Below are 24,565 nucleotides of genomic sequence, written 5' to 3'. Positions count from 1 at the left end.
GGCGTGGACGTCACCGTCGTCGGAAGCGGGCCCAACGGCCTGACCGCAGCCGTCATCCTCGCCCGGGCCGGTCTGTCGGTGCGGGTCATCGAGGAGCAGACCACCGTGGGCGGCGGTGCCCGGACACTGCCCGATCCGGAGTATCCGGACATCGGCCACGACATCTGCTCGGCGGTGCACCCGCTGGCGCTGGCCTCCCCGTTCTTCGCCGCCTACGACCTGCAGGCCCGCGGTGTGCAGCTGGCGGTGCCCGATATCGCCTATGCCAACCCGTTGCCGAATGCCCCCGCTGCCGTCGGTTACCGCGATATCGACCGCACCTGCGCCGAGCTGTCCGATGGTGATTCCTGGCGCCGCCTGCTCGGGCCGCTGGCCGCCGATTGTGACGGTGTCGTCGGACTCCTGCTTGGCGACAAGCGATCCCTGCCGCCGTCGATACCCGCGGCGCTGAAGGTGGCACCGCGACTGCTGGGCCAGGGCAGCCCGCTGTGGGGCACCCTGAAGGGCGAGGACGCCCGTGCATTATTCACCGGCGTTGCCGCACATACTATTTCGACGATGCCGTCGCTGGTCGCCTCCGGCGCCGGGCTGATGCTCGCCACGTTGGGCCACGCGGTGGGCTGGCCGATCCCGGTCGGGGGGTCGCAGGCGATCCCCGATGCGCTGCTGGCCGATCTGCGCGCCCACGGCGGCGAACTCGTTCTCGGCGAGCGGGTCAGCGCACCGCCCGGCGGGGTGGTGCTCTATGACACCGCACCGACGGCACTGCTGTCGATCTACGGGTCGATGCTGCCTGCCGGATACACGAAGGCGTTGCAGCGCTACCGCTACGGACCCGGCGTGGCCAAGGTCGATTTTGTGTTGTCCGGCGACATCCCCTGGCGCGATGAACGTTTGATCCACGCACCGACCCTGCACATGGGCGGCGCCCGGGCGCAGATGGCGCTGGCCGAATCCGAGATCGCCAAGGGCCGCCACGCCGAATGGCCGATGGTGCTCGCGGCGCTGCCGCATCTGGCCGACCCGGGCCGCATCGACGCGCAGGGCCGGCGACCGCTGTGGACCTACGCGCACGTACCGGCCGGGTCGACTGTGGACATGGCCGACTCCGTCATCAACATCTTCGAGCGATTCGCCCCCGGTTTCCGCGATGTCGTCGTCGCCGTGCGCAGCGTGCCCGCGGCCGGACTGTCCGGGCACAACGCCAATCTGGTCGGCGGTGATATCGGCGTCGGCGGCAACAACATGCGCAGCGCCATCGCGGGACCCACCCCACGGTGGAACCCGTGGTCGACCCCGATCCCCAAGGCCTACCTGTGTTCCTCGGCCACCCCGCCCGGCGGCGGTGTGCACGGCATGGCCGGGTTCTATGCCGCGCGCACGGTCCTGCGACGCGAATTCGGGATCAGGGACCTGCCTACGCTGAAGCCATGACCGTCAGCCCGGGTCGCCGGGCGCCTGTCGTCCTGAGTAGTTGCGCCGCACCGCGGGTACTCCCTACAGGTGTCCCGGCTCGATGATGCGCATGCCCGGCCCGACGGGGTCTCCGATGAGACGGTCGGTGCCGTCGGCAAGGTGTCCGAAGCATTGGAGTACGTGGAACGCGCCCGCGGCCATCTGTACTCGTTCCACCAACTGATGGGTCATGCCGACCTGCTGCTCGGCGAGGCGGCGGATGCACTGCGGGCGGCCGGGCATCCCGATATCGCCGACCGGCTGAGCGAGGACATGGTCGGCCGCAATGTCATCAATGGCCGGTGGACCTTCCAGGTCGTCGAGGAGTTCGACGACGATTACTGGTCCCTGTTCCGTGCCCACGAGCAACGGGTGCGTGACGAACTGACGGGCGGCAAGCGGCACGTGTACGAGGCGGAGATGAAGGAAGAACGCCGCACCGAGGGCCGCGCAGGCCACGAAGCGCACCCCTAGAACGACCTGTGGCGTCTCACCCGTGATGGTTACGGGTAAGACGCCACAAATCGAAGCAAGCGCTAAGCGGTTTCGGTGATCGGCCGATCGACCCAGCTCATCAGGTCGCGCAGCTTCTTCCCGGTGACCTCGATCGGGTGCTCGGCGTTCTCCTTGCGCAGGCCCTCGAGCTCCTTGTTGCCGTTCTCGACGTTGGCGACCAGGCGCTTGACGAAGGTGCCGTCCTGGATGTCCTTGAGGATGCCGCGCATGCGCTCCTTGGTGTCGGCGTCGATGACGCGCGGACCGGAAATGTAGCCACCGAACTCCGCGGTGTCGGACACCGAGTAGTTCATCCGGGCGATGCCACCCTCGTAGATCAGGTCGACGATGAGCTTGAGCTCGTGCAGCACCTCGAAGTAGGCCATCTCGGGGGCGTAACCGGCCTCGACCATGACCTCGAAACCGGTCTTGATGAGCTCCTCGGTGCCACCGCACAGCACGGCCTGCTCACCGAACAGGTCGGTCTCGGTCTCTTCCTTGAAGGTGGTCTTGATGACGCCGGCGCGGGCACCACCGATGGCGGCGGCGTAGGACAGCGCCAGGGCCTGGCCCTCACCCTTGGGGTCCTGATCGATGGCGATGAGCGCGGGCACACCTTTGCCGTCGACGAACTGGCGGCGCACCAGGTGGCCGGGGCCCTTGGGGGCGACCATGCCGACGGTGACGTTGGCCGGCGGCTTGATCAGGCCGAAGTGGATGTTCAGGCCGTGGCCGAAGAACAGCGCATTACCGTCTTCCAGGTTCGGTTCGATGTCGTTGCGGAAGATCTCGGCCTGCGCGGTGTCGGGCGCGAGCACCATGATCACGTCGGCCCATTTGGCGACCGCGGCCGGGGTGTCGACCTCCAGGCCCTGCTCCTCGACCTTGACGCGGGACTTCGAGCCTTCCTTCAGGCCGACCTTGACCTGCACGCCCGAGTCACGCAGCGACAGCGAATGGGCGTGGCCCTGGCTGCCGTAGCCGATCACCGCGACCTTGCGGCCCTGGATGATCGACAGATCTGCGTCGTCGTCGTAGAACAGTTCGATTGCCACTTGCTTTTCCTTCTCGTTGTTTCTCGTTTTGAAAGCTATTTGGCCGTGCCGATACCGCGCGGCCCGCGCGCCAGCGACACGATGCCGGACTGCACGATCTCCCGGATCCCGTACGGCTCGAGCACTCGCAGGAATGCCTCGAGCTTCTCCGGGGTCCCGGTGGCCTCGATGGTCAGTGACTCGGTGGACACATCCACCACCTTTGCCCGGAATAGATTAACCGCTTCGATAACCTGGCTGCGGGTGGCCGCATCGGTGCGCACTTTGATCAGTGCCAGTTCCCGCGAAACCGACTGCGCCTCATCCTGCTCGACGATCTTGATGACGTTGATCAGCTTGTTGAGCTGCTTGGTGACCTGCTCCAGCGGGAAATCCTCGACCTCCACGACGATCGTCATACGCGACAGATGCTTCTGCTCGGTCGCGCCGACGGCCAGGCTCTGGATGTTGAAACCGCGCCGCGAGAACAGCGAGGCGACACGCGCCAGCACGCCGGGCTTGTCCTCGACGAGCACCGACAGGGTGTGGGTGGACAGAGTCATCAGGCGTGCCCTTCTTCGGAGTCGAACAGCGGCCGGATACCGCGGGCGGCCTGGATCTCGTCGTTGCCGGTGCCGGCGGCGACCATCGGCCACACCTGGGCGTCCTTGCCGACGATGAAGTCGATGACCACCGGTCGGTCGTTGATCTCACGCGCCTGCTGGATCACCGATTCGACGTCTTCGGCACGCTCACAACGCAATCCGACGCAGCCCAGCGCCTCTGCCAGCTTCACGAAATCGGGGATCCGGCGGCTGTGGGTGGCCAGATCCGTTTGGCTGTACCGCTCTTCGTAGAACAGCGTCTGCCACTGCCGCACCATGCCCAGGTTGCCGTTGTTGATCAGCGCGACCTTGATTGGCGCACCCTCGATGGCGCAGGTGGCCAGCTCCTGATTGGTCATCTGGAAGCAGCCGTCACCGTCGATGGCCCACACCTCGGCCTCGGGCCGACCGAACTTGGCACCCATGGCTGCCGGGACCGAGTAGCCCATGGTGCCCAGACCGCCCGAGTTCAGCCAGGTCTTCGGGTTCTCGTACTTGACGAACTGCGCGGCCCACATCTGATGCTGGCCGACACCGGCGACGTAGACCGCCTCCGGTCCGGCGAGCTGGCCCAGCTTCTCGATGACGAACTCCGGGCTCAGGCTGCCGTCGCTCTGCGGGCCATAGCTCAGCGGGTAGGTCGCCTTGATGCTGGACAGGTACTCCCACCAGTTGCCCAGCTGCAGCGACGCCGCCGAGACCGGGCCGAATCCCCCGTCGCTGCGCTCCTGCCCGCCGGTGCCGCGCCGCAGCACCTCCAGCAGATCGGTCAGCACGTTGCGGACGTCACCGACGATCGGCACGTCGGCATGCCGGTTCTTACCGATCTCGGCGGGGTCGATATCGGCGTGGATGACCTTGGCGTCCGGGGCGAACGAGTCCAGCTTGCCGGTGACCCGGTCGTCGAAGCGGGTGCCCAGCGCGATCAGCAGATCGCTCTTCTGCAGAGCGGCCACCGCGGACACCGAACCGTGCATACCCGGCATGCCCATGTGCTGCGGGTGGCTGTCGGGGAACGCACCGCGCGCCATCAAGGTGGTGACCACCGGGATGCCGGTCAGCTCGGCCAGATCCATCAGCTCGACTGTCGCCTCACCACGGATCACGCCGCCGCCGACATACAGCACCGGCTTGCGGGCCTCGGCGATCAGCTTGGCGGCCTCGCGCACCTGCCGGCTGTGCGGCTTGGTGTTCGGCTTGTAGCCCGGCAGGTCCAGCACCGGCGGCCAGGCGAACGTGCACTGACCCTGCAGGATGTCCTTCGGGACGTCGACCAGGACCGCGCCCGGCCGGCCGCTCTGGGCGATGTGGAACGCCTCGGCGATCACTCGCGGGATGTCGTCACCGTCGCGCACCAGGAAGTTGTGCTTGGTGATCGGCATGGTCATGCCGGTGATATCGGCTTCCTGGAAGGCGTCGGTGCCGATCAGCGCGCGGCCGACCTGGCCGGTGATCGCCACGACCGGGATGGAGTCCATCTGGGCGTCGGCCAACGGGGTGACCAGGTTGGTGGCACCGGGACCGGAGGTGGCCATCATCACACCGACCTTGCCGGTGGCATGCGCGTAGCCGCTGGCGGCGTGGCCTGCCCCCTGCTCGTGGCGCACCAGCACGTGGCGCAACTTCTGCGAGTCGTACAGCGGGTCGTAGACCGGCAGCACGGCGCCACCGGGGATGCCGAAGATGACCTCGACGCCGATCTCCTCGAGCGACCGCACGACCGACTGCGCACCGGTCATCTGCTGCGGGGCAACGACATTGGCCTTCGGTGCCGCCTTGGCGGGAGCCGCTGCGCCATTGGTGCGCTGGGTCGGCTCCGGCGGTCGCGTGGTGGGTGCGCTCACTGTGTCCTCTTTGGTCCGGTAGGTGAATTGTGTTGTGGTGTCCTGTGACAGCAAAAAACCCCCGTCAGCGGAGTCCGCTGTACGAGGGTTGGCGCGTCGATGCTGTTTGGCTAGGCCCGGCAGAGAGCTAGCGCGGCATCAACGCGCCAACCAATTACTACGAGCTCGCCCGGGGTGTACATAGCAGAAGACGGTAGTCCCCGCACGGCGCAAAGGTCAAATTGCCCCTGTGGGCGCGGAGGTCGTACTCAGTCGATGAGAGGATGGCCTGCGTGAGTCAGCCTTCCCCGCTTGTCATCCGCATCTCCCCGATGGCCCATATCGCGGTCGGCTTCATCACTCTCGGGATCTTCGCGCTGATCTACGCGCTGCCCAGCTGGAGCTGGGTTCTGCTGGCCTTTCCGGTGATCGCCTCGACGATCATCGTGCGCTACCGCACGGTCGCCGACCGCGATCAGGTGTCGACGCGGACGCTGCTCGGTGGAGAAACCTTGCCGTGGACCGATATTGCGGGCCTGCGGTTCGGGCGGTCGGCATGGGCGCGGGCCCGGCGCACCGACGGCAGCGAAATCATGCTTCCCGCCGTCACGTTCGCGACGCTGCCGCTGTTGACGGCGGCCAGCGGCGGCCGGGTGCCCAACCCTTACGAGTAGCACTCAGGCCGTGCCTGATGGCCCGACTACTCAACGCGGCTCGTGCCTCGCCGCTTGATCGGCGTCAGGCGATCGGATTGGCGCCGTTGAGCAGCACCCACATGCCGACGCCCACGCCGATGCCGAGCAGCAGTGCCAGGGCCGACCCGACGAACGGGCGGCGGGCCCAACCGCGGCCCGCGTCGAAGCCATAACGCCCCGGTCCGGTCAGCGTCAGCGCGGCGGCCAGCAGCACCAGGGTGACCTGATGCTCGTGTCCGGACGGGACGACAAAATCGGTGAAGCCGACGTTCTGGCCGGCGGCGACCGCGGCGAGCAGGCCGTTGATCAGGTAGGCGAGCGCAGCAGCGGCGGCGATCGGGGTGAACAGACCCAGGACCAGCAGGACACCGGCACCGATCTGGGCACCGGCGCCGACGTAGGTCAGCAGACCGGCGTGCTGGTAGCCCGCTTCGGCCAACGAGCCTTCGAAACCGGACAGGCCCGCTCCGCCCCACCAGCCGAAGGCCTTCTGCAGGCCGTGTACGACCATCAACACACCCAGACCCAGGCGCAGCAACAGCAGGCCCAGGTCGAGGGTGCCCCGCCGGCCGGCGGCACGGATCTGCCGCTCGGCGTCGTAGGGACCGATCTCGGCCGGCGCGGCCGGTGTCGTGGCGTACGGGTTGGACGCCGCCGGCGACACATAGGGCAGCGGCTCGGGGTCGTTGAGCAGCGGGAAGTTCGGCTGGTCCGATTTGGACTCGCCACCGGTGTCGTAACGCGGAATGGCAGTGGTCTCGAAATCGCCCCCGTAGGTCGACGAGGGAAGATCGTCTTCCGGGTCGACCAACTGCGCCGACGCGGGCCGTTGCCAGTCGGTCAGGTTCTGAGGTTCAGCGGTCACGAAAACCAGGGTAGGGGCTCCTCACCCCATAACCAGGGATTGGCGCGGCGCATTGTGCACCTTGTCCGCACTGTTGCCAAGTTGTGACACACGTGCCCGCTCAGCCGCCCTTCGTGGCGCGCACCGCCGGACAATCCGTAACCTGGCCAGCATGACATTGGGCGGACCGGCGCGGATTGCCGTGGTGCTGTGCGCGGTGATGCTGGCGGGCTCCGGATGTGCGCGGTTCGACGACGCACAGTCCCAGCCGTTCACCACCGAACCTCAGATGGCGCCGCCGCCCCCGACCAAACCCGAGCCGCCACCACCACTGCCGGCCACCCCGTTCCCGAAGGCGTGCAAGGCCCAGGGCGTGATGCAGGGCTGCCTGGAGAGCACCAGCGGGCTGATCATGGGTGGCGACAGCCAGTCGGCGCTGGTGGCCGAGCGGCAGACCGGTGTCATCAAGGAAGTGGCCACCAGGGCCGAGCCGGTGGTCAAACTGACCATCCCGGTCGACCCGGCCGGCGACGGCGGTCTGCTCGACATCGTGAAGTCGCCGACCTACCAGCAGGACCGGCTGATGTATGCCTATATCAGCACCCCCACCGACAACCGCGTCATCCGCATCGCCGACGGCGATATCCCCAAGCCGATCCTGACCGGCATCCCGAAGGGCGCGGTCGGCAATGCCGGCTCGCTGATCTTCACCAGCCCCACCACGCTGCTGGTGTTCACCGGCGATGCCGGCAATCCGGCGCAGGCGAACGATCCCGCCTCGCTGGCCGGCAAGGTGCTGCGCATCGAGCAGCCGACAACGGTCAATCAGGCCCCCACCACCACGGCGCTGTCCGGGATGGGTGCCGGTGGCGGGATGTGCGTCGACCCGTCCGACGGAGCGCTCTACGTCACCGATCGCACCCCGTCGGCCGACCGGATGCAGAAGATCACCAAGGATTCGCAGGTGTCCACGGTGTGGACGTGGCCGGACCGACCGGGTGTGGCGGGCTGCGCCGCGCTGGACGGCACGGTGCTGGTGAACCTGGTCAACACCAAGCAGACGGTGGCGCTGCGGCTGGCCCCGGAGACCGGTGCGGTCACCGGCGAGCCCGAGGTGGTCCGCCAGGACCAGCACGGTCACGCCTGGGCGCTGGCGGTCTCCCCCGACGGCAACATCTGGGGTGCCACGGTCAACAAGACCTCCGGGGACGCCGAGAACACCGATGATGTCGTCTTCCCGCTGTTCCCGTCCGGCGGCGGGTTCCCGCGGCAGAACGCCGACAAGACCTAGCGAGTTCGGCGCGGAAACGTTCGGTGACTGAACGTTTCCGCGCCGAAGTCGAGTCAAGAACAGGCGGCGAGCACCAGTTCCCGGACCCGGGCGGCGTCGGCCTGACCCTTGGTGGCCTTCATGACCGCACCCACGATCGCGCCGGCGGCCTGCACCTTGCCACCCCGGATCTTGTCGGCGACATCGGGATTGGCGGCCAACGCCTGGTCGACGGCGGCCTGGATCAGTGAATCGTCGCGCACCACGACCAGTCCACGGTCGTTCATCACCTGCTCGGGCTCACCCTCACCGGCCAGCACACCTTCGACCACCTGGCGGGCCAGCTTGTTCGAAAGCTTGCCGTCGTCGACGAGTTTGACGACGGCGGCCACCTGGGCGGGGGTGATGGGCAAATCGGACACGGACACGGACACTTCGTTGGCCTTCTGCACCAGGAAGTTTCCCCACCAGGCGCGGGCAGCCTCGCTGGAGGCACCCTTGGCCACGGTGGCCGCGACCAGGTCGATGGCACCGTTGTTGACCAGGTCGCGCATCACCTCGTCGGAGATGCCCCACTCCTGCTGGACTCGGTTGCGTACCAGCCAGGGCAGTTCCGGGATGGTCGCGCGCAACTGCTCGACGAGTTCGGCGGGCGGGGCGACCGGTTCCAGGTCGGGCTCCGGGAAGTACCGGTAGTCCTGCGCGGTCTCCTTGCTGCGGCCGGCGGTGGTGTGACCGTCCTCGTGGAAGTGCCGGGTCTCCTGGGTAACGGTGCCGCCGGCGCCGAGCACGGCGGCCTGGCGGCGCATCTCGTAGCGGACGGCGACCTCGACGCTCTTGAGCGAGTTGACGTTCTTGGTCTCGGTGCGGGTGCCGAACTCGGTCGTGCCCTTGGGCTTCAGCGACACGTTGGAGTCGCACCGCATCGAGCCCTGGTCCATCCGGACATCGGAGACGTCGAGTCCGCGCAGCAGATCACGCAGGGCGGTGACGTAGGCGCGGGCGATCTCGGGTGCCCGTTCCGCGGTGCCCTCGATGGGCTTGGTGACGATCTCGATGAGCGGTACCCCGGCGCGGTTGAAGTCGGCCAGTGAGGTGGTGGCGCCGGCGATGCGACCGGTGTCGCTGCCCAGGTGGGTCAGCTTGCCGGTGTCCTCCTCCATGTGCGCCCGCTCGATCTCGATGCGCCAGGTGCTGCCGTCCTCCAGCGGGACGTCCAGGTAGCCGTTGACGGCGATCGGCTCGTCGTACTGGCTGATCTGGTAGTTCTTCGGCTGGTCCGGGTAGAAGTAGTTCTTCCGCGCGAAGCGGCCCCACGGCGCGATATCGCAGTTGAGCGCCAGCCCGATCCGGATCGCCGACTCGACCGCGGCCTGGTTGAGCACCGGCAGCGACCCTGGCAGCCCGAGGCAGACCGGGCAGACCTGGGTGTTGGGCTCGGCACCGAACTTGTTCGCGCACGGGCAGAACATCTTGGTGGCGGTCGACAGTTCGACGTGCACCTCCATGCCCATCACGGGGTCGTACTCGGCGATGACGTCGTCGTAGTCGGCGAGTTCGGCAGTCGAGGCGGTCATGGTGGTGATTTTAGTGCCCGGCCGATACCCGCCGTGGGCTCGGGCTAGCCGAAGAACGCAGCGGCGTCGTCGTAGCGGCTCTGCGGAACCAGCTTGAGTTGCTTGGTCGCATCCGAGAGCGCGACCCGGCCGATGTCCTGCCCCCGCAACGACACCATCATCCCGTATTCGCCGGCGTGCGCGGCGTCGGCGGCGTTGACCCCGAAGCGGGTGGCCAGCACCCGGTCGTACGGGGTGGGCGTGCCACCGCGCTGCACATGGCCCAGCACCGTGGTGCGGACCTCCTTGTTCATCCGCTTCTCGATCTCGACGGCCAATTGTGCAGCGACACCGGTGAATCGCTGATGACCGAATTCGTCGATACCGCCGTCACGCAGCTGCATCGACCCCTCGGCCGGTTTGGCACCCTCGGCGACCACACAGATGAAATGCGAATCTCCGCGCTGGAAGCGCCGTTTCACCAACCGGCAGACCTCCTCGACGTCGAAGGGCTGCTCCGGGATCAGCGTCATGTGCGCGCCGGAGGCCAGGCCGGCGTTCAGCGCGATCCAGCCGGCGTGCCGGCCCATCACCTCGACGAGCATCACACGCTGGTGTGACTCGGCGGTGCTGTGCAACCGGTCGATGGCCTCGGTGGCGATGGTCAGCGCCGTGTCATGTCCGAAAGTGACGTCGGTGCAGTCGATATCGTTGTCGATGGTCTTGGGCACACCGACCACCGGCACGCCCTCCTCGGACAGCCAGTTGGCCGCCGTCAGGGTGCCCTCACCACCGATCGGGATGAGGACATCGATGCCGTTGTCCTCGAGGGTCTGCTTGATCTGGGGCAGACCGGCGCGCAGCTTGTCCGGATTGGTCCGGGCGGTGCCCAGCATGGTGCCGCCCTTGGCCAGCAGCCGGTCGTTGCGATCGTCGTTGGCGAGTTGGATCCGGCGGTCCTCCAGCAGGCCCCGCCAGCCGTCCAGGAATCCGACCACCGAGGATCCGTAGCGGGCGTCGCTGGTCCGCACCACCGCCCTGATCACCGCATTCAGGCCTGGACAGTCACCGCCACCGGTCAGCACTCCGATACGCATGGCCTCGATCCTGCCAGTTCCGTCCAGCGCGGGCGCGTTGAGCACACGAAAGTGGTCCTAGGGTTGAGTCATGACGACAGTTGCCGATCACGTCATCGCGACCCTGCAGGCCAGCGATGTCACGCGGATCTACGGGCTCCCCGGCGACAGTCTCAACGGCCTGACCGACGCCATCCGGCGGGCCGACGACTTCAGCTGGGAACACGTCCGGCACGAAGAGGCCGCCGGTTTCGCCGCCGCGGCCGATGCGGCATTGACCGGTCGGCTGGCGGTCTGCGCCGGCAGCTGCGGACCCGGCAATCTGCATCTGATCAACGGGCTGTTCGACGCGCAGCGCAGTCGGGTGCCGGTGCTGGCCATCGCCGCGCACATCCCGCAGGCGGAGATCGGCTCGCAGTACTTCCAGGAGACCCGACCCCAGGAACTGTTCCGCGAGTGCAGCGTGTACTGCGAGCTGGTGACCACCGCAGAATCGGCGCCGCGGGTGCTGGAGATGGCCATGCGCGCCGCCATCGCTGAGAACGGGGTGGCCGTCGTCGTCATCCCGGGTGAGATCTTGCTGCACAAGACCGACGCCCGGATCAACCCGGTGCGGCTCACCCGCTCGATGATCCGACCGACCGATGACGAGTTACGTCGCACCGCAACGGTTCTCAACAACTCAGACAAGGTCACCATCCTGGCCGGCGCCGGTGTCGAGGGCGCCCACGACGAGTTGGTGACGCTCGCGGCGACGTTGAAGGCACCCGTCGTGCATGCCCTGCGCGGCAAGGAGTTCGTCGAATACGACAACCCGTACGACGTCGGCATGACCGGCCTGCTCGGCTTCGCTTCCGGGTACAAGGCCATCAAGGAGGCCGAGGTGCTGCTCATGCTCGGCACCGACTTCCCGTATCGGCAGTTCTATCCCGAGAACGCCACCGTCATCCAACTCGACATCCGCGGCCGCAACCTGGGTCGGCGCACCGCGATCGACATCGGCCTGGTGGGCTCGGTGGCCGACACCCTGCCCGCGCTGCTGCCGCTGCTGACCGACAAACCCGACCGCAGCCACCTGGACCGCTCGCTGGCGCACTACCGCAAGACCCGCCGACGGCTCGACGAACTGGCCGGCAACGACCGTGACCGCACCCCGATCCGACCGGAACACCTGGCCGCCGTCGCCGACCGACTGGCCGCCGATGACGCAGTGTTCACCGTCGATGTCGGCTCTCCGGTGGTGTGGGCGGCCCGCTATCTGAGGATGAACGGGCGCCGACGGCTGCTGGGGTCGTTCAACCACGGCACCATGGCCTGCGCATTACCGCTGGCGATCGGCGCGCAGACCGTCGACCGCGGCAGGCAGGTGGTGGCCTTCGCCGGCGACGGCGGGCTGACCATGCTGTTCGGTGAGCTGATCACGCTGACCCAGAACCGGCTGCCGGTGAAGACCATCGTGTTCAACAACTCGTCACTGAACTTCGTGGAACTGGAGATGAAGGCGGCCGGCATCGTCACCTTCGGCACCGACCTGCAGAACCCGAACTTCGCGGCCGTCGCACAATCGCTCGGCATGTTCGGCCGACGCGTCGAGCAACCCGGTGACCTGGACGCCGCACTGACCGAGGCCTTCGCCCACGACGGGCCCGCACTGGTCGACGTGGTGACCGCCCGTCAGGAGCTGTCCATCCCGCCGGCGATCACCGTCGAACAGGCAAAGGGCTTCTCGCTGTACGCGATCCGGACCATCATGGCCGGGCGCTCCGACGAGCTGCTCGACCTGGTCAGCACCAACGTCGCACGCCGGATCCTGGACTGACCTACAGCGCCGTCGGCAGCGCTCCGCGGGCCTGCTCGTAGGCCGCGCCGACCCGGTACAGCCGGTCATCGGCGTGCGCCGGGGCCATGATCTGCAGCCCGACCGGCAGATTGTCCTCGGCGGCCAGCCCGGCCGGCACCGACATGCCACAGTGCCCGGCCAGGTTCAGCGGCAGCGTGCACAGGTCGAACAGGTACATGGCCAGCGGATCGTCGACCTTCTCGCCGATTCCGAACGCGGTCGTCGGGGTCGCCGGCGACACCAGCACGTCGACCTTTTCGTAAGCCTGCTCCAGATCGCGGGCGATCAGGGTGCGGACCTTCTGCGCCTGGTTGTAGTAGGCGTCGTAGTATCCTGCCGACAGCGCATAGGTGCCGATCATGATGCGGCGCTTGACCTCTGGGCCGAATCCGGCGGCGCGGGTCAGCGCCATCACCTCTTCGGCGCTGTGCGTGCCGTCATCGCCGACGCGCAGCCCGAACCGCATGGCGTCGAAACGCGCCAGGTTCGAGGACACCTCCGAGGGCAGGATCAGGTAGTAGGCGGCCATCGCGTGGTCGAAGTTCGGGCAGTCCACCTCGGTCACCTCGGCGCCGAGGCCCTCCAGCTGGGCAACCGCGGCGTTGAAGGCGTCCAGCACCCCGGGCTGATAACCCTCGCCGCGCAGCTGCTTGACCACACCGACGCGCACACCCGTGAGGTCGCCGGTCGCACCGGCACGGGCGGCGGCCACCACATCGGGCACCGGCACGTCCACCGAGGTGGAATCGCGCGGGTCGTGCCCGGCGATCACCTGGTGCAGCAGCGCGGTGTCCAGAACGGTGCGCGCACAAGGACCGCCCTGGTCCAGCGATGAGGCGCAGGCGATCAGCCCGAACCGGCTGACCGTGCCGTAAGTGGGTTTGACGCCGACCGTCGAGGTCAGCGCGGCGGGCTGGCGAATCGAGCCACCGGTATCGGTGCCGATGGCCAGCGGGGCCTGGAACGCGGCCAGCGCGGCCGCGCTACCGCCGCCGGAGCCGCCGGGTACCCGGTCGGTGTCCCACGGGTTGCGGGTCGGGCCGTAGGCGGAGTTCTCGGTCGAGCTGCCCATCGCGAACTCGTCCATGTTCGTCTTGCCCAGGATCGGGATGCCCGCGGCACGCAACCGGGTGGTGACGGTGGCGTCGTACGGCGAGTTCCAGCCTTCCAGGATCTTCGACCCGCAGGTGGTCGGCATATCCGTGGTGGTGAACACGTCCTTGAGCGCCAGCGGTACACCGGCCAGCGGTGAGGGCAGCGTCTCACCGGCGGCGACCCGCTTGTCGACCTCGGCCGCCGCGGCCAGCGCCTGCTCGGCGCCGACATGCAGGAAGGCGTGGTAGCGCTCGTCGGTGGCGGCGATCTGGTCCAGGTGGGCCTGGGTGACCTCGGTGGAGGACAGCTCCTTGGACGCGATCTTGACGGCCAGCGTCGCGGCGTCTTCCCTGATCAACTCGGAACTCATGCCTCGACTCCCACTCGCTCCGGTCCTCGCTTCGCTGCGCTCCTCACTCGCGCTCGTCTCGGGCTCATCATTCGGCCTCCCCCAGGATCCGCGGCACGGCGAACCGACCGTCCTCGGCCCGCGGCGCGGCGTCCAGCGCCTGGTCCTGGTTCAATCCGGCCACCACGGTGTCCGGGCGGGTCACGTTGACGCTCTTGAGCGGATTGTCCGTCGGTTCGACGCCGGTGACGTCGACGGACTGGATCCGGCCGACATGGGCCAGGATCGCATCGAGTTGGCCGGCGAAACTGTCCAGCTCACCGTCGGTCAGGGCGAGCCGGGCCAGTCGCGCCAGGTGGGCGACCTCGTCTCGGGAAATCTGGGACACGGCGCACAAGCCTAGTCGTGACCCACGGGTCGAATCGCCGCGACCCGTGGGCTGTGACAGGGTGATCGCCGTGCCGTCTTATCTGCTGCGGGTCCAGCTGGAGGACCGACCGGGCAGCCTCGGCTCGCTGGCCGTCGCGCTCGGTTCGGTGGGCGCCGACATCCTCTCCCTCGACGTCGTCGAGCGGGGAGCCGGTTACGCCATCGACGACCTGGTCGTCGAACTGCCACCCGGGGCCATGCCCGACTCGTTGATCACCGCCGCCGAGCACATCAAGGGTGTGTACGTCGACAGCGTGCGGCCGCACACCGGCCTCCTGGAGGCCCATCGCGAGCTGGAGCTCATCGACCACATCGCCGCCGCCCACGGCCGCCACGACAAGCTGCAGGTGCTCGCCGACGAGGCACCCAAGGTGCTGCGGGTGGGCTGGTGCACCGTCGTGCGGGCCGTCGGCGACGGTGTCGAGCGCGTCGTCGGCAGCTCCGGGTCCCCGGAGACCCAGGCCCAGACCGCCCCCTGGCTGCCGTTGCAGCGGGCCGAGGCCCTGGACGCCACCGGAGATTGGGTGCCCCAGGTGTGGCGGGATATGGACATGGCGCTGGCGGCGGCCCCGCTGGGTGATCCGAACACCGCGGTGGTGCTCGGCCGCGCGGGGGGTCCGGCGTTCCGCCCGTCAGAGGTCGCCCGGCTCGGCTACCTGGCCGGCATCGTCGCCACCATCGTGGGCTGACCTCCGTTCGCTGATGAAGCTGAGAGTCCGCTGTGGGCTCGGCTGTTACCGTGGAACGTGGCCTGTGACCGGACCGTGAAAGGTGTTGCGTGGGAGAACTGCTGATCGTCCTCGCCATCGTGTTGATTCTGGCCGCAGTGGTCGTTTTCCTCGTCGCACGTAGCCGCCCGAAGCAGCCCAGTACACCGGGCGCCCGCCAGGATCCGATGCGGTTCGCCACACAGACCGAGACCTTCGGTCCGCGCCAGCTCGGGCCCGGCGCCATCGTCAGTCACGGCGGCATCGACTATGTGGTGCGCGGCTCGGTGACCCTGCGTGAGGGTCCGTTCGTCTGGTGGGAGCACCTGCTGGAGGGCAACCCCGACGAGCCGCCGGTGTGGTTCAGCGTCGAGGAGGACGAGGGCCGCCTGGAGTTGGTGTGGTGGTACAAGCGCACCGACCTGCCGTCAGATCCGGGCAGCAGCATCACCGTCGACGGAGCCACCTTCAGCGTCGACGAGAACGGCCGCGCGTCCTACACCACCGAGGGCACCACCGGGCTGCCCGCCGGCGGCGAGATGGACTATGTCGATTACAGCGGCCCCGCCGGCGCCAAACTCGGCTACGAGCGGTGGGCCCCGGGGATGGCCTGGGAAGTGTCCTACGGCAGGCCCGTTCGCGCCGGAGAGCTGACCGTCTACCCGGCCCCGCCCGCGGGCGCATAAGGCGACCGTGCCGTTGCACCGACTCAGTGTGCTGCCCGCCGACGTCAGCGGTGCGGGCCTACGGCTGACCCTGAATGCCCCGGCCCCGGTTCCGTTGGCCAGTGCGACGCTGGTCCACCCGGACGGCACCGAACTGGTGCTCGGCGTGCTCGGTGCCTCACACGTGGTCAGCGTGGGCCGCTTCACCGAACAGGTGTCGTGCACCGTGCTGGTCGACAGCGCCGAATTGCCACCCCACGCACAGGGACCCGGCTATCAACTGCGCTCGGACATCGCCACCCACGACGATCAGTCCTTCCGGCGCATCGCTGCGGATCTGCGCGCCCACTGCGAACGTGACAGCGGATGGCTCGGCGGCAGTTTCCCCGGTGATGAGGCCGCGTTGACGGCGCTGTGTGCCGAGCCCGACGGCCCCGGGTGGCGGTGGCAGACCTGGCATCTGTATCCGGACAGCTGCGGCGGCACCGTCGTGCACACCGTGAGCCGGTGGCAGCCATGACCCGCACCTTCCTGTTCTGGCTCGCCGGCGGCATGGGTGCTCTGGGCGCGATCCTGCTGCTCGCCGGAATGCTGATGCTGGGCAAGGACGTTCGCGGTCACGTCGGCGACACGTACCGGCAGTACTCGGCCGACGGCGGTAACGGACGCTACGAATGCAGCGGCTCACCCCAACAGGTCGCCGACGAGATCGCACGGTACGACGCACCCGAGGCGCGGGCCAGCGACCGCGGCACCGAGTACCTGCGCTACAACGACGACATCGTCACCGTGGGCCCGGATGGCCAGTACCCGTGCAGCATTCGGGTCGAGGACACCAATGCCCGTTACAGCGGTGGCGGATTCATTTTCCTGGGTCCGGGGTTCACCCCGGGCTCACCAGCGGGTGGTTCGGGCGGCAGCCCCGGCGGACCCGGCGGATCGAAGTAGGAGCGGAGAACCGATGGGTACTACCTCATATCTGGCGACGACGGCGGTGCCGTCAAATCTTGCGCTTGAGTTCGGCTCCGTCGACGGGGGTCTACTGACCCAGAACGTGGTCGCTGCGGCGCTGTACTTCGTCGTCGGGATCGTGGTGTTCGGCGCCGGGTTCCTGATGACCGATCTGCTGACCCCCGGCAGCCTGCGCGAGCTGCTGTTCGTCAACCATCACCCCAACGCGGTCGCGGTGGCCTCCGGCATGTACGGGGCGCTGTCGTTGGTGACGGCCACCGCGATCATCGCGAGCTCGGCCGAACTCGGCCAGGGACTGGTCGATGCCCTGGTGTACGGACTGGTCGGCGTGCTGCTGCAGGGGGTGACACTGCTGGTGTTGGAGGCGTTGGTACCCGGGCGGTTCCGCGATCTGATCGCCGATGAGAAGCTGCACCCGGGTGCCATCGCGACCGCGGTGATCCTGCTGGCGGTGGGAGGGGTGAACGCCGCCGCGCTGTCATGACGGAGGCGCAGTCATGACCACCACCCGGTGGCGGGCGCTGCTGCTCGCCGCGGTGGCGGCGTGCGCCGCGTGCGGGCTCATCTACGAACTCGCCCTGCTGACACTGTCGACCAGCCTGCACGGCGGCGGGATCGTCGCGACCTCGCTGATCGTCGCCGGTTTCGTCGCCGCGCTCGGTGCGGGTGCGCTGGCCGTCAAACCGTTTCTCGGTCATGCGGCGATCACCTTCATCGCCGTGGAGACACTGCTCGGCCTGATCGGTGGATTATCGGCTGCCGCAATGTATGTGGCGTTCTCGTTCATCGGCGACGGGCTGTGGATCCTGGTGCTCGGGACCGCGCTGATCGGCACGCTGGTGGGTGCCGAGGTGCCGCTGCTGATGACACTGCTGCAGCGCGGCCGCACCGCGGGCGCCGCCGATGCCGGCCGGGTGCTGGCGAACCTGAACGCCGCCGACTATCTGGGTGCGCTGATCGGCGGATTGGCCTGGCCGTTTCTGGTGCTGCCTCAGCTCGGCATGATCCGCGGCGCCGCGGTCACCGGCATGATCAATCTGGCCGCCGCCGCGGTGGTCTCGGTGTTCCTGTTGCGCGCCATCATCAGCCGGCGCCAACTCGCGGCCGCACTATCGGTGCTGACGGTCGCGGCGCTGACCCTGACCACCCTGATCATCACCTCCGACGGGATCCAGACCACGACCCGGCAGCGCCTCTACGCCGACCCGATCGTCGCCTACCAGCAGTCGGCGTATCAGGAGATCGTGGTGACCCGGCGCGGCACCGATACCCGGTTGTATCTCGATGGCGGACTGCAGTTCTCGACCCGAGACGAGTACCGCTACACCGAGAGTCTGGTGTATCCCGCGCTCGGCGACGGGGCTGCGTCGGTGCTGATCCTGGGCGGCGGCGACGGGCTGGCTGCCCGGGAACTGCTGCGGATGCCCGACGTCGAGACGATCGTGCAGGTGGAACTCGATCCCGCGGTGATCGAGTTGGCCCGCGGGCCGCTGCGAGACACCAACGGCGGCGCACTGGACGATCCGCGGGTGCAGGTCGTCGTCGACGATGCCATGACGTGGTTGCGTGATGCGCCGCGTGGCGGTTTTGATGCGGTGATCATCGACCTGCCTGATCCGGACAATCCGGTGCTGGGCCGGCTGTACTCACAGGAGTTCTACGCCCTGGCGACCCGGGTGCTGGCCCCCGACGCGCTGGTGGTCGTACAGTCCGGCAGCCCGTTCTCGACGCCGAAGGCGTTCTGGCGCACCGTGTCCACCCTCGGGGCCGCGGGTTTCGCGGTGACGCCGTATCACGTGCACGTGCCGACATTCGGCGACTGGGGTTTCGCCCTGGCCCGCCGGGGCCCTCCGGCCCCCACCCCGACGGTGCCCGAAACCGCTCCCCCACTGCGCTTCCTGACCCAGCAGGTGCTCGACGCGGCGACGGTGTTCCCGCCGGACAATGCACCGCAGGTGTTGGAGCCCTCGACGCTGGAGAATCCGCGGATCGTCGAGGACATGCGGCTGGGGTATCGCTAGTCGACGTCGGCGTCGGTTTCGGCCACGGGCTCCGGTCCCTCCGCGAGCAGCTTGGCGAACCCGTCCTCGTCGAGCACCGGCACCCCGAGCTCGATCGCCTTGTCGTACTTGGATCCCGGCGCATCCCCGGCCACCACATAGGACGTCTTCTTCGACACCGACCCGACGGCCTTGCCGCCGCGGGCCAGGATCGCCTCCTTGGCCTCGTCGCGGGAGAAGCCGGTCAGCGACCCCGTCACCACGATCGAGAGCCCCTCCAAGGTGCGTTCGATCCCGGCGTCACGTTCGTCGACCATCCGGACCCCGGCGGCGCGCCACTTGTCGACGATGTCGCGGTGCCAGTCGACGTCGAACCATTCGATCACCGCGGCGGCGATGGTCGGCCCGACCCCTTCGACGGCCGCGAGTTCGGCCTCCGAGGCCGCTCTGATGGCATCGAGGCTGGCGAACTCACCGGCCAGTGCGCGCGCGGCGGTGGGCCCGACATGCCGGATGGACAGCGCGACCAACACCCGCCACAACGGCTGGGATTTCGCCTTGCCCAGGTTGGCCAGCAGCCGCTTGCCGTTGGCCGACAGTTCGCCGGCCTTGGTCGTGAACAGGTCGGTCCGCAGCAGTTGCTCGGCGGTCAGGGTGAACAGGTCACCCTCGTCGGTGATCACCCCGGCGGCCAGCAGTGCGGTGCCGGCCTCATACCCCAGCCCCTCGATGTCGAAGGCACCGCGGCCGGCGACGTGGAATACCCGCTCGCGCAACTGCGCCGGGCAGCTGCGGGTGTTGGGGCAACGGATATCGGCGTCGCCCTCCTTGGCCGGAGCCAGCGTGGTGCCGCATTCCGGGCATTGGGTCGGCATCACGAACTCCCGCTCGGTGCCGTCGCGCAGGTCGACGACCGGGGCCAGTACCTCGGGGATGACGTCACCGGCCTTGCGGATCACCACGGTGTCGCCGATCCGCACACCTTTGCGCTTGACCTCGGTGGCGTTGTGCAGGGTCGCCAGTCCGACGGTCGAGCCGGCCACCTTGACCGGCTCCATGTACGCGAACGGGGTGACCCGGCCGGTGCGCCCGACGCTCACCCGGATGTCGAGGAGTTTGGTGGTGACTTCCTCGGGCGGGTACTTGTAGGCGATGGCCCAACGCGGGGCACGGGAGGTGGCGCCGAGGCGGCGCTGCAGGGTGACATCGTCGACCTTGACCACCAGACCGTCGATCTCGTGCTCGACATCGTGGCGGTGCTCACCCCAATAGGCGATGCGTTCGGCGACGGCCTTGATGCCCACCACCTTGGTGGTGTGCGTGGACACCGGCAGCCCCCAGGCGCCCAGCGCCCGATAGGCGTCGTGCAGCGAGCCGAACGTGATGCCCTCGATCTTGCCCAGGCCGTGGCAGATCATCCGCAGCCGTCGCCGGGCGGTGACGGCTGGGTTCTTCTGGCGCAGCGACCCGGCGGCGCTGTTGCGCGGGTTGGCGAACGGTGGTTTGCTCTCCGCGACCAGTCCGGCGTTGAGGTCCTCGAAATCGGCCACCCGGAAGAACACCTCGCCGCGCACCTCCAGCACCGCAGGCACCGGGAATTCGTCTGTGCCGGTGAGCCGTTCAGGGATGTCGTCGATGGTGCGGGCGTTGAGCGTGACATCCTCGCCGCTGCGGCCGTCACCGCGGGTGGCCGCGCGCACCAGCACACCGTCGCGATACACCAGCGCCAACGCGACACCGTCGATCTTCAACTCACACAGATAGTCGATCTCGGTGCCGACCTCTGCGCCCAGCCGCGCTGCCCAGGCCGACAGCTCGTCGGTGTCGAACGCGTTGTCCAGCGACAACATACGCTCCAGATGATCGGCCGCGGCGAAATCGGTGGCGAATCCCGCTCCGCCGACCAACTGGGTCGGCGAGTCCGGGGTGCGCAGTTCCGGATACTGCTCTTCGAGCGCCTCGAGTTGGCGCAGCAAGATGTCGAACTCGGCATCGGAGATGACCGGCGCGTCCTTGACGTAGTACCGGAACTGGTGACCGCGCACCTCCTCGGCAAGTTCCTGCCAGCGACCACGTTCCTGCGCGTCCGGTGAGCTCACTCTGGTCAGGCTAGTGCAGGCCCCCGACAGCTTTACAGTGTCGGCACCCGGCGGAACTGGGCCACGTCACGCCAGGTCGTGCCCACCCAACTCTGCAGGACGAACCCGCGCGGTTGCACCAGCTCACGCAGCGCCGCGACGCTTTGGCGGTCGGGGTCGGGGAAGGCCTCGACGAACACCAGCAACGCACCAGGGCGCAACACCCGCTCCAGGGACCGTACGCAGGTGTCCGGGTCGGGTACCTCGCCGAGCACCGCCGCCAGGAAGGCGACATCGAAGGATTCGTCGGGAAACGGCAGCCCCGAGCCGGCGTCGCCGGCGTGAAAACCGACGTGGCAGCCCGGGATACCGGCCAATCGGCGCCGAGCCCGGTCCAGCATCTGTGGTTGCAGATCGAACAGATCCAGCCGGCCCACGGGTAGCCGGCGGGCCAATTCGGCGCTGAAGTAACCGGGCCCCGGTCCGATCTCCAGCACCCGCTCGTCACCGGCCAGCCGCAGCGAGTCGATGACCGCGCCCGGTCGCCCGATCAGGCGGCGGACGGGATTGTTCAGCAGCGCCGCCGCCCAGTGCGGATACGGCGTATCGCTGACCCGCCGCGTCTGCCGGAGCACGGTGTCCATCCAAGTGGTCGGCATCATCACTCTCCTCACCTGCGCAAGTAAGGGCAGCCTAACTCAAGTTCGGGACGTCTAGACTGCTACCTGTGCCCCATCCGGTGATGTTCTCCGACGACGATCTCGGGCTGGCCGAGCTGCGCGAACTAGCCCTGGGCTTCCCCGAGGCGTTCGAGAAGATCTCCTGGGGACGACCGGTGTTCTGTGCACCGAAGATGTTCGCGATGTACGGCGGCAACGTGAAGGGCGCAGAAAGGATGGTCGCCTATCCTTACTCGCTGCTGGTCAAGGTCGACGAGTCCGACCGCCGATCACTCGAACAAGACGCTCGATTCTTCTTCCCGGCCTACATGGGCCCGTTCGGCTGGCTGGGCCTGGATCTCACCGCGGCGAAGGTGGATTGGGACGAGGTCACCGAACTCCTGGACGCCTCGTTCCGATTGATCGCCTCGAAAAAGCTGATCCGCCAACTCGATGAGCGCTGAGCTGTTCACGTTCCACCTCGTCCGCTTACCGTCGCGAACGGCGCTGCCCCTGTTGGGCCGCCCACCCCGCGACGTGCCGGGCCTGCGCCACGCCGAATGCCTGTCGCTGATGCGACTGGGTGCACCCACGCTGTCGCCGGACCGAATGCAGTTGCGCCACTTGGCCATGTTCGCCCGCTGGGAGGACGAGTCCGCCGTCGAGAAGTTCCTGACTAGCCCGGCAGGCGAATGGTTCGACTCCGGCTGGCATGTCCGGATGGCATACCTGCGACGTTGGTCGACCCTGGCCGCCCTACCCGACCTGCCCGAGCGCGCCGACACCTGGGACGACTCCGAACCCGTCGTCGCGGTCACGCTGGCCCGGATGCGCCTGCCGGAGATTCCCCGGTTTCTGCACTGGGGCAAGCCGGTGGAGCGTCTGGTCCGCGACCATCCCGACGTCACATTGGCCTTGGCCGCGATGCGCCCACCACGGTCGATATCGACCTTCTCGATCTGGCGGTCGGTACGGGCGATGACCGACATGGTGCACGGGCGGGATCCGGGTGGGAACGAACCGAGCCGGGGTCCGGTCGATGCACCGAGCCGGCATGCCGATGCGATGACCGAGCGGCGTCGGCGAGACTTTCACCGCGAGTTCGCCACCTACCGGTTCCGACCGTTGTCCGAGCACGGGCACTGGGACGGCCACACCGGTTATGTCCCTTGGCGTTCCAACTTGTAGTGCAGGCGAACCGCGGTCAGGTTGCCGATCCGCAGGACGTGGTCGGTACGCAACACGCCCTCGTCGTCGAGATACAGATCAAACGTCTCGTGCAACGGAACGCGGCGGGCGAAGTGCCGACCGCCGTCGCGCACAAGAACGTAGGCCCCGTCCGCACCCCATCCGCCGGGCGGCGACACCAGCCGCAGCCCACCCCCGCGACGGTTCTGCGGCTGCAGGAACACCTGGACGTTGCCGTCCTCCAGCGGGAAGGTGACGTGCACACTCGGCGTGGGCGCACCGGGAAGGGTTCTGCGCGAATAACATCCGCTGAACACCGTGTCACCGTTGCGGCGCAGGGTGCGCACCCAGCCGGCGGCCACCTGGGCGCCGGTGGCGTCGCTGATCACCGAGACCCGCCCCTCCATACCGTAGGCGACGTCCAGCGGCCGCATCGGCAGGGCGAGCTGCTGCACCCGCCGACCGAACAGCCGCGAGACCAATTCGCCCGCCGGCCAGAACAGGGGCGACCAACTACTCCACACCTCCATACGCCAGCGGGCGGTGTGGGTGTAGAAGTCGTGGATCAACCGATGCACGGCAGCCGGATCGAATCCCGGCCCGGCCAGCACCGAAAGTGACGGCTGCAGACCGGCATCGGGATCGTCTTCGACCAAGGTGCCACCGCGTCGGGTCGCCTCCGCTGCCAACCAGTCGTCCGCACCGTCTCCCAGCGGAGCCTGCAGCCAGTCGTGTGCACCGCGCAGATCCACCTCACGGCCGGTGGCCCGCCAGAACTTTCGTGTCGCCAGATCCAGGGTGGACAACCTCACACCCTCCGATCCTAGGTGGTCGCGAGGAACGTCCGTAGCCGGTCGAGCACGAGTTCGGGGCGCTGCTCGACGATCCAATGCCCCACTCCGGGGACCAGTTCCAGCTCGAAGTCCGCACAGTGTTCGGGCAGTACGCGCAGCAGGTCCGGGGTGAGCACCCGATCGTCGGTGCCGTGTAACCAGCGCACCGGGACGGTGACCTTGTGATCGTCGAATTCGCCGCGCAGCCAACGTGATGCCTCCCGGCGCTGGAAGGTGCGGTACCAGCGCGAACCGGCCTCGGCATAGCCGGGTCGGCGCATGCACGCGACATAGAAGTTGATGTCCTCGGCCGGTGTCTGGAAGCTGCCGCCCACCCAGGGGCCCAGGATGTTGAAGTAGCGGGTCTTGCGGTCGGCGATCACCTTCGGCCCGATGAGCGGCAGCATCATCGGAACCTGGTACCACATCCGCCAGATCTCCAGGATCGCCTTGCGGTCGTGTTTGAGCCAGGGCACGGCGGTGTTCATCCCCATGAATGCGGCGACCTTCTCCGGGTGGCGCAGCAGGAAGATGGTGGCCACCGGCCCGCCCCAGTCGTGGGCGACGAGTTTCACCGGCCCGACACCGAGTCGATCGCACACCGCGGCCAGGTCGTCGGCCATATCGTTTTTCAGGTAGCGGTCATCGGGTGCCGAACTCCACCCAGCGCCACGTAGATCCGGGCAGAGCACCCGGTAGCCGTCGGCGGCCAGCGGTCCGATCATGTCGCGCCACTCCCACCAGTTCTGTGGGAAGCCGTGCACCAACATGACCGGCGGACCATCGGCGGGCCCGGCGTCGGCGACGTGAATCGTCACCCCGGCGCCGAGGTCGAGGTAACGATGTTCGACGCCGGGGAGGTCGGGCGGGTTGTCCACGTTGGCGGCCATCACGACA

At 68.0% G+C, this 24,565-nt stretch carries 25 protein-coding genes; 13 read left to right on the top strand and 12 right to left on the bottom strand.

Features of this window, described 5'->3' with window-relative positions; genetic code table 11:
• Window positions 1-3 precede the first annotated feature (3 nt).
• Window positions 4-1,434: a phytoene desaturase family protein gene (locus tag ACLBYA_RS08610; RefSeq protein WP_447708960.1), complete on the top strand. Its 1,431-nt coding sequence runs from the start codon at window positions 4-6 to the stop codon at window positions 1,432-1,434.
• 69 nt (window positions 1,435-1,503) lie between these two features.
• Window positions 1,504-1,929 carry a hypothetical protein gene (locus tag ACLBYA_RS08605; RefSeq protein ID WP_447708959.1) on the top strand — a complete coding sequence of 142 codons (426 nt, stop codon included), beginning with the start codon at window positions 1,504-1,506 and terminating at the stop codon, window positions 1,927-1,929.
• A gap of 62 nt (window positions 1,930-1,991) precedes the next feature.
• Here the strand turns inward: ACLBYA_RS08605 and ilvC are convergent, their stop codons facing one another.
• From ilvC to ACLBYA_RS08590, 3 genes are read right to left on the bottom strand one after another with little or no spacing between them, the layout of a single operon-like run.
• Window positions 1,992-2,993 carry a ketol-acid reductoisomerase gene (gene ilvC, locus ACLBYA_RS08600; RefSeq protein ID WP_447709078.1) on the bottom strand — a complete coding sequence of 334 codons (1,002 nt, stop codon included), beginning with the start codon at window positions 2,991-2,993 and terminating at the stop codon, window positions 1,992-1,994.
• Between the two features lie 47 nt (window positions 2,994-3,040).
• Window positions 3,041-3,547 carry an acetolactate synthase small subunit gene (gene ilvN, locus ACLBYA_RS08595; protein ID WP_447708958.1) on the bottom strand — a complete coding sequence of 169 codons (507 nt, stop codon included), beginning with the start codon at window positions 3,545-3,547 and terminating at the stop codon, window positions 3,041-3,043.
• A complete protein-coding gene (locus tag ACLBYA_RS08590) occupies window positions 3,547-5,433 on the bottom strand; it encodes an acetolactate synthase large subunit (protein ID WP_447708957.1) in 1,887 nt (628 codons plus the stop codon). Before ACLBYA_RS08590 ends, ilvN begins: the two co-directional genes overlap by 1 nt.
• A gap of 263 nt (window positions 5,434-5,696) precedes the next feature.
• Here ACLBYA_RS08590 and ACLBYA_RS08585 point away from each other — a divergent pair, with 263 nt between their 5' ends.
• Window positions 5,697-6,086: a PH domain-containing protein gene (locus ACLBYA_RS08585; protein ID WP_447708956.1), complete on the top strand. Its 390-nt coding sequence runs from the start codon at window positions 5,697-5,699 to the stop codon at window positions 6,084-6,086.
• A gap of 64 nt (window positions 6,087-6,150) precedes the next feature.
• Here the strand turns inward: ACLBYA_RS08585 and ACLBYA_RS08580 are convergent, their stop codons facing one another.
• Window positions 6,151-6,972, bottom strand: a complete 822-nt coding sequence (locus ACLBYA_RS08580; protein ID WP_447708955.1) for a DoxX family protein — start codon at window positions 6,970-6,972, stop codon at window positions 6,151-6,153.
• A 151-nt stretch (window positions 6,973-7,123) separates the two neighbouring features.
• Here ACLBYA_RS08580 and ACLBYA_RS08575 point away from each other — a divergent pair, with 151 nt between their 5' ends.
• Entirely contained in the window at window positions 7,124-8,242 is a 1,119-nt protein-coding gene (locus ACLBYA_RS08575) for a PQQ-dependent sugar dehydrogenase (RefSeq protein WP_447708954.1), read from the top strand.
• Window positions 8,243-8,295: 53 nt separating this feature from the next.
• Here ACLBYA_RS08575 and gatB read toward each other — a convergent pair whose 3' ends face one another.
• Both gatB and ACLBYA_RS08565 read right to left on the bottom strand, forming a co-directional pair.
• Window positions 8,296-9,798, bottom strand: coding sequence for an Asp-tRNA(Asn)/Glu-tRNA(Gln) amidotransferase subunit GatB (gene gatB, locus ACLBYA_RS08570; RefSeq protein WP_447708953.1), 1,503 nt, complete (start codon window positions 9,796-9,798; stop codon window positions 8,296-8,298).
• Between the two features lie 44 nt (window positions 9,799-9,842).
• A complete protein-coding gene (locus ACLBYA_RS08565) occupies window positions 9,843-10,874 on the bottom strand; it encodes an ATP-dependent 6-phosphofructokinase (protein ID WP_447708952.1) in 1,032 nt (343 codons plus the stop codon).
• Window positions 10,875-10,944: 70 nt separating this feature from the next.
• Between ACLBYA_RS08565 and poxB the strand changes: the two genes are divergently transcribed.
• Window positions 10,945-12,672, top strand: coding sequence for a ubiquinone-dependent pyruvate dehydrogenase (poxB, locus tag ACLBYA_RS08560; RefSeq protein WP_447708951.1), 1,728 nt, complete (start codon window positions 10,945-10,947; stop codon window positions 12,670-12,672).
• Between the two features lies 1 nt (window position 12,673).
• Here the strand turns inward: poxB and gatA are convergent, their stop codons facing one another.
• Window positions 12,674-14,158 (bottom strand): Asp-tRNA(Asn)/Glu-tRNA(Gln) amidotransferase subunit GatA, encoded by a 1,485-nt coding sequence (gene gatA / locus ACLBYA_RS08555; RefSeq protein ID WP_447708950.1) that lies wholly within the window; start codon window positions 14,156-14,158, stop codon window positions 12,674-12,676.
• Window positions 14,159-14,225: 67 nt separating this feature from the next.
• Window positions 14,226-14,525 (bottom strand): Asp-tRNA(Asn)/Glu-tRNA(Gln) amidotransferase subunit GatC, encoded by a 300-nt coding sequence (gene gatC, locus ACLBYA_RS08550; protein WP_447708949.1) that lies wholly within the window; start codon window positions 14,523-14,525, stop codon window positions 14,226-14,228.
• Window positions 14,526-14,595: 70 nt separating this feature from the next.
• On the opposite strand from gatC, the gene ACLBYA_RS08545 reads away from it, so the two are divergent.
• From ACLBYA_RS08545 to ACLBYA_RS08520, 6 genes are all read left to right on the top strand, one after another.
• The gene (locus tag ACLBYA_RS08545) at window positions 14,596-15,255 is read left to right on the top strand and encodes an amino acid-binding protein (protein WP_447708948.1); all 660 of its coding nucleotides are present in this window, start codon (window positions 14,596-14,598) and stop codon (window positions 15,253-15,255) included.
• Between the two features lie 89 nt (window positions 15,256-15,344).
• Window positions 15,345-15,959 (top strand): DUF4178 domain-containing protein, encoded by a 615-nt coding sequence (locus tag ACLBYA_RS08540; RefSeq protein WP_447708947.1) that lies wholly within the window; start codon window positions 15,345-15,347, stop codon window positions 15,957-15,959.
• 7 nt (window positions 15,960-15,966) lie between these two features.
• Window positions 15,967-16,458, top strand: coding sequence for a DUF2617 family protein (locus tag ACLBYA_RS08535; RefSeq protein ID WP_447708946.1), 492 nt, complete (start codon window positions 15,967-15,969; stop codon window positions 16,456-16,458).
• Window positions 16,455-16,886 carry a DUF4247 domain-containing protein gene (locus tag ACLBYA_RS08530; RefSeq protein WP_447709077.1) on the top strand — a complete coding sequence of 144 codons (432 nt, stop codon included), beginning with the start codon at window positions 16,455-16,457 and terminating at the stop codon, window positions 16,884-16,886. The genes ACLBYA_RS08535 and ACLBYA_RS08530 overlap by 4 nt, the downstream gene beginning before the upstream one ends.
• A 13-nt stretch (window positions 16,887-16,899) precedes the next feature.
• Window positions 16,900-17,394 (top strand): DUF350 domain-containing protein, encoded by a 495-nt coding sequence (locus ACLBYA_RS08525; protein WP_447708945.1) that lies wholly within the window; start codon window positions 16,900-16,902, stop codon window positions 17,392-17,394.
• 13 nt (window positions 17,395-17,407) lie between these two features.
• Entirely contained in the window at window positions 17,408-18,931 is a 1,524-nt protein-coding gene (locus tag ACLBYA_RS08520; RefSeq protein WP_447708944.1) for a polyamine aminopropyltransferase, read from the top strand.
• Here the strand turns inward: ACLBYA_RS08520 and ligA are convergent.
• Together ligA and ACLBYA_RS08510 are read right to left on the bottom strand one after the other, a co-directional pair.
• Complete coding sequence (gene ligA / locus ACLBYA_RS08515; protein WP_447708943.1) at window positions 18,928-21,009, bottom strand: NAD-dependent DNA ligase LigA; 2,082 nt, start codon at window positions 21,007-21,009, stop codon at window positions 18,928-18,930. The two genes, ACLBYA_RS08520 and ligA, sit on opposite strands and share 4 nt — an antisense overlap.
• Window positions 21,010-21,041: 32 nt before the next feature.
• The gene (locus ACLBYA_RS08510) at window positions 21,042-21,632 is read right to left on the bottom strand and encodes a class I SAM-dependent methyltransferase (protein WP_447709076.1); all 591 of its coding nucleotides are present in this window, start codon (window positions 21,630-21,632) and stop codon (window positions 21,042-21,044) included.
• Between the two features lie 83 nt (window positions 21,633-21,715).
• Between ACLBYA_RS08510 and ACLBYA_RS08505 the strand changes: the two genes are divergently transcribed.
• On the top strand, window positions 21,716-22,111 hold the full coding sequence (locus ACLBYA_RS08505; protein ID WP_447708942.1) for an MmcQ/YjbR family DNA-binding protein: 396 nt from the start codon (window positions 21,716-21,718) through the stop codon (window positions 22,109-22,111).
• Complete coding sequence (locus tag ACLBYA_RS08500) at window positions 22,101-22,835, top strand: hypothetical protein (RefSeq protein ID WP_447708941.1); 735 nt, start codon at window positions 22,101-22,103, stop codon at window positions 22,833-22,835. The genes ACLBYA_RS08505 and ACLBYA_RS08500 overlap by 11 nt, the downstream gene beginning before the upstream one ends.
• Here ACLBYA_RS08500 and ACLBYA_RS08495 read toward each other — a convergent pair.
• Window positions 22,808-23,647: a hypothetical protein gene (locus ACLBYA_RS08495; RefSeq protein ID WP_447708940.1), complete on the bottom strand. Its 840-nt coding sequence runs from the start codon at window positions 23,645-23,647 to the stop codon at window positions 22,808-22,810. The two genes, ACLBYA_RS08500 and ACLBYA_RS08495, sit on opposite strands and share 28 nt — an antisense overlap.
• A gap of 11 nt (window positions 23,648-23,658) precedes the next feature.
• Window positions 23,659-24,558, bottom strand: coding sequence for an alpha/beta fold hydrolase (locus tag ACLBYA_RS08490; RefSeq protein WP_447708939.1), 900 nt, complete (start codon window positions 24,556-24,558; stop codon window positions 23,659-23,661).
• Between the last annotated feature and the right edge of the window lie 7 nt (window positions 24,559-24,565).

The sequence above is a fragment of the Mycobacterium sp. C31M genome (genome assembly GCF_053345865.1).
Note: the sequence above shows the minus strand (reverse complement) of the source record. Positions and strands in the feature narration are given on the sequence as shown.

Coding starts and splice junctions, on each gene's coding strand:
- ilvN (WP_447708958.1), bottom strand. CDS start 3,547: ATGACTCTGTCCACCCACACCCTGTCGGTGCTCGTCGAGGACAAGCCC.
- ACLBYA_RS08585 (WP_447708956.1), top strand. CDS start 5,697: ATGGCCTGCGTGAGTCAGCCTTCCCCGCTTGTCATCCGCATCTCCCCG.
- ACLBYA_RS08575 (WP_447708954.1), top strand. CDS start 7,124: ATGACATTGGGCGGACCGGCGCGGATTGCCGTGGTGCTGTGCGCGGTG.
- gatB (WP_447708953.1), bottom strand. CDS start 9,798: ATGACCGCCTCGACTGCCGAACTCGCCGACTACGACGACGTCATCGCC.
- ACLBYA_RS08565 (WP_447708952.1), bottom strand. CDS start 10,874: ATGCGTATCGGAGTGCTGACCGGTGGCGGTGACTGTCCAGGCCTGAAT.
- poxB (WP_447708951.1), top strand. CDS start 10,945: ATGACGACAGTTGCCGATCACGTCATCGCGACCCTGCAGGCCAGCGAT.
- gatA (WP_447708950.1), bottom strand. CDS start 14,158: ATGAGTTCCGAGTTGATCAGGGAAGACGCCGCGACGCTGGCCGTCAAG.
- ACLBYA_RS08530 (WP_447709077.1), top strand. CDS start 16,455: ATGACCCGCACCTTCCTGTTCTGGCTCGCCGGCGGCATGGGTGCTCTG.
- ACLBYA_RS08525 (WP_447708945.1), top strand. CDS start 16,900: ATGGGTACTACCTCATATCTGGCGACGACGGCGGTGCCGTCAAATCTT.
- ACLBYA_RS08520 (WP_447708944.1), top strand. CDS start 17,408: ATGACCACCACCCGGTGGCGGGCGCTGCTGCTCGCCGCGGTGGCGGCG.
- ACLBYA_RS08510 (WP_447709076.1), bottom strand. CDS start 21,632: ATGGACACCGTGCTCCGGCAGACGCGGCGGGTCAGCGATACGCCGTAT.
- ACLBYA_RS08500 (WP_447708941.1), top strand. CDS start 22,101: ATGAGCGCTGAGCTGTTCACGTTCCACCTCGTCCGCTTACCGTCGCGA.
- ACLBYA_RS08490 (WP_447708939.1), bottom strand. CDS start 24,558: ATGGCCGCCAACGTGGACAACCCGCCCGACCTCCCCGGCGTCGAACAT.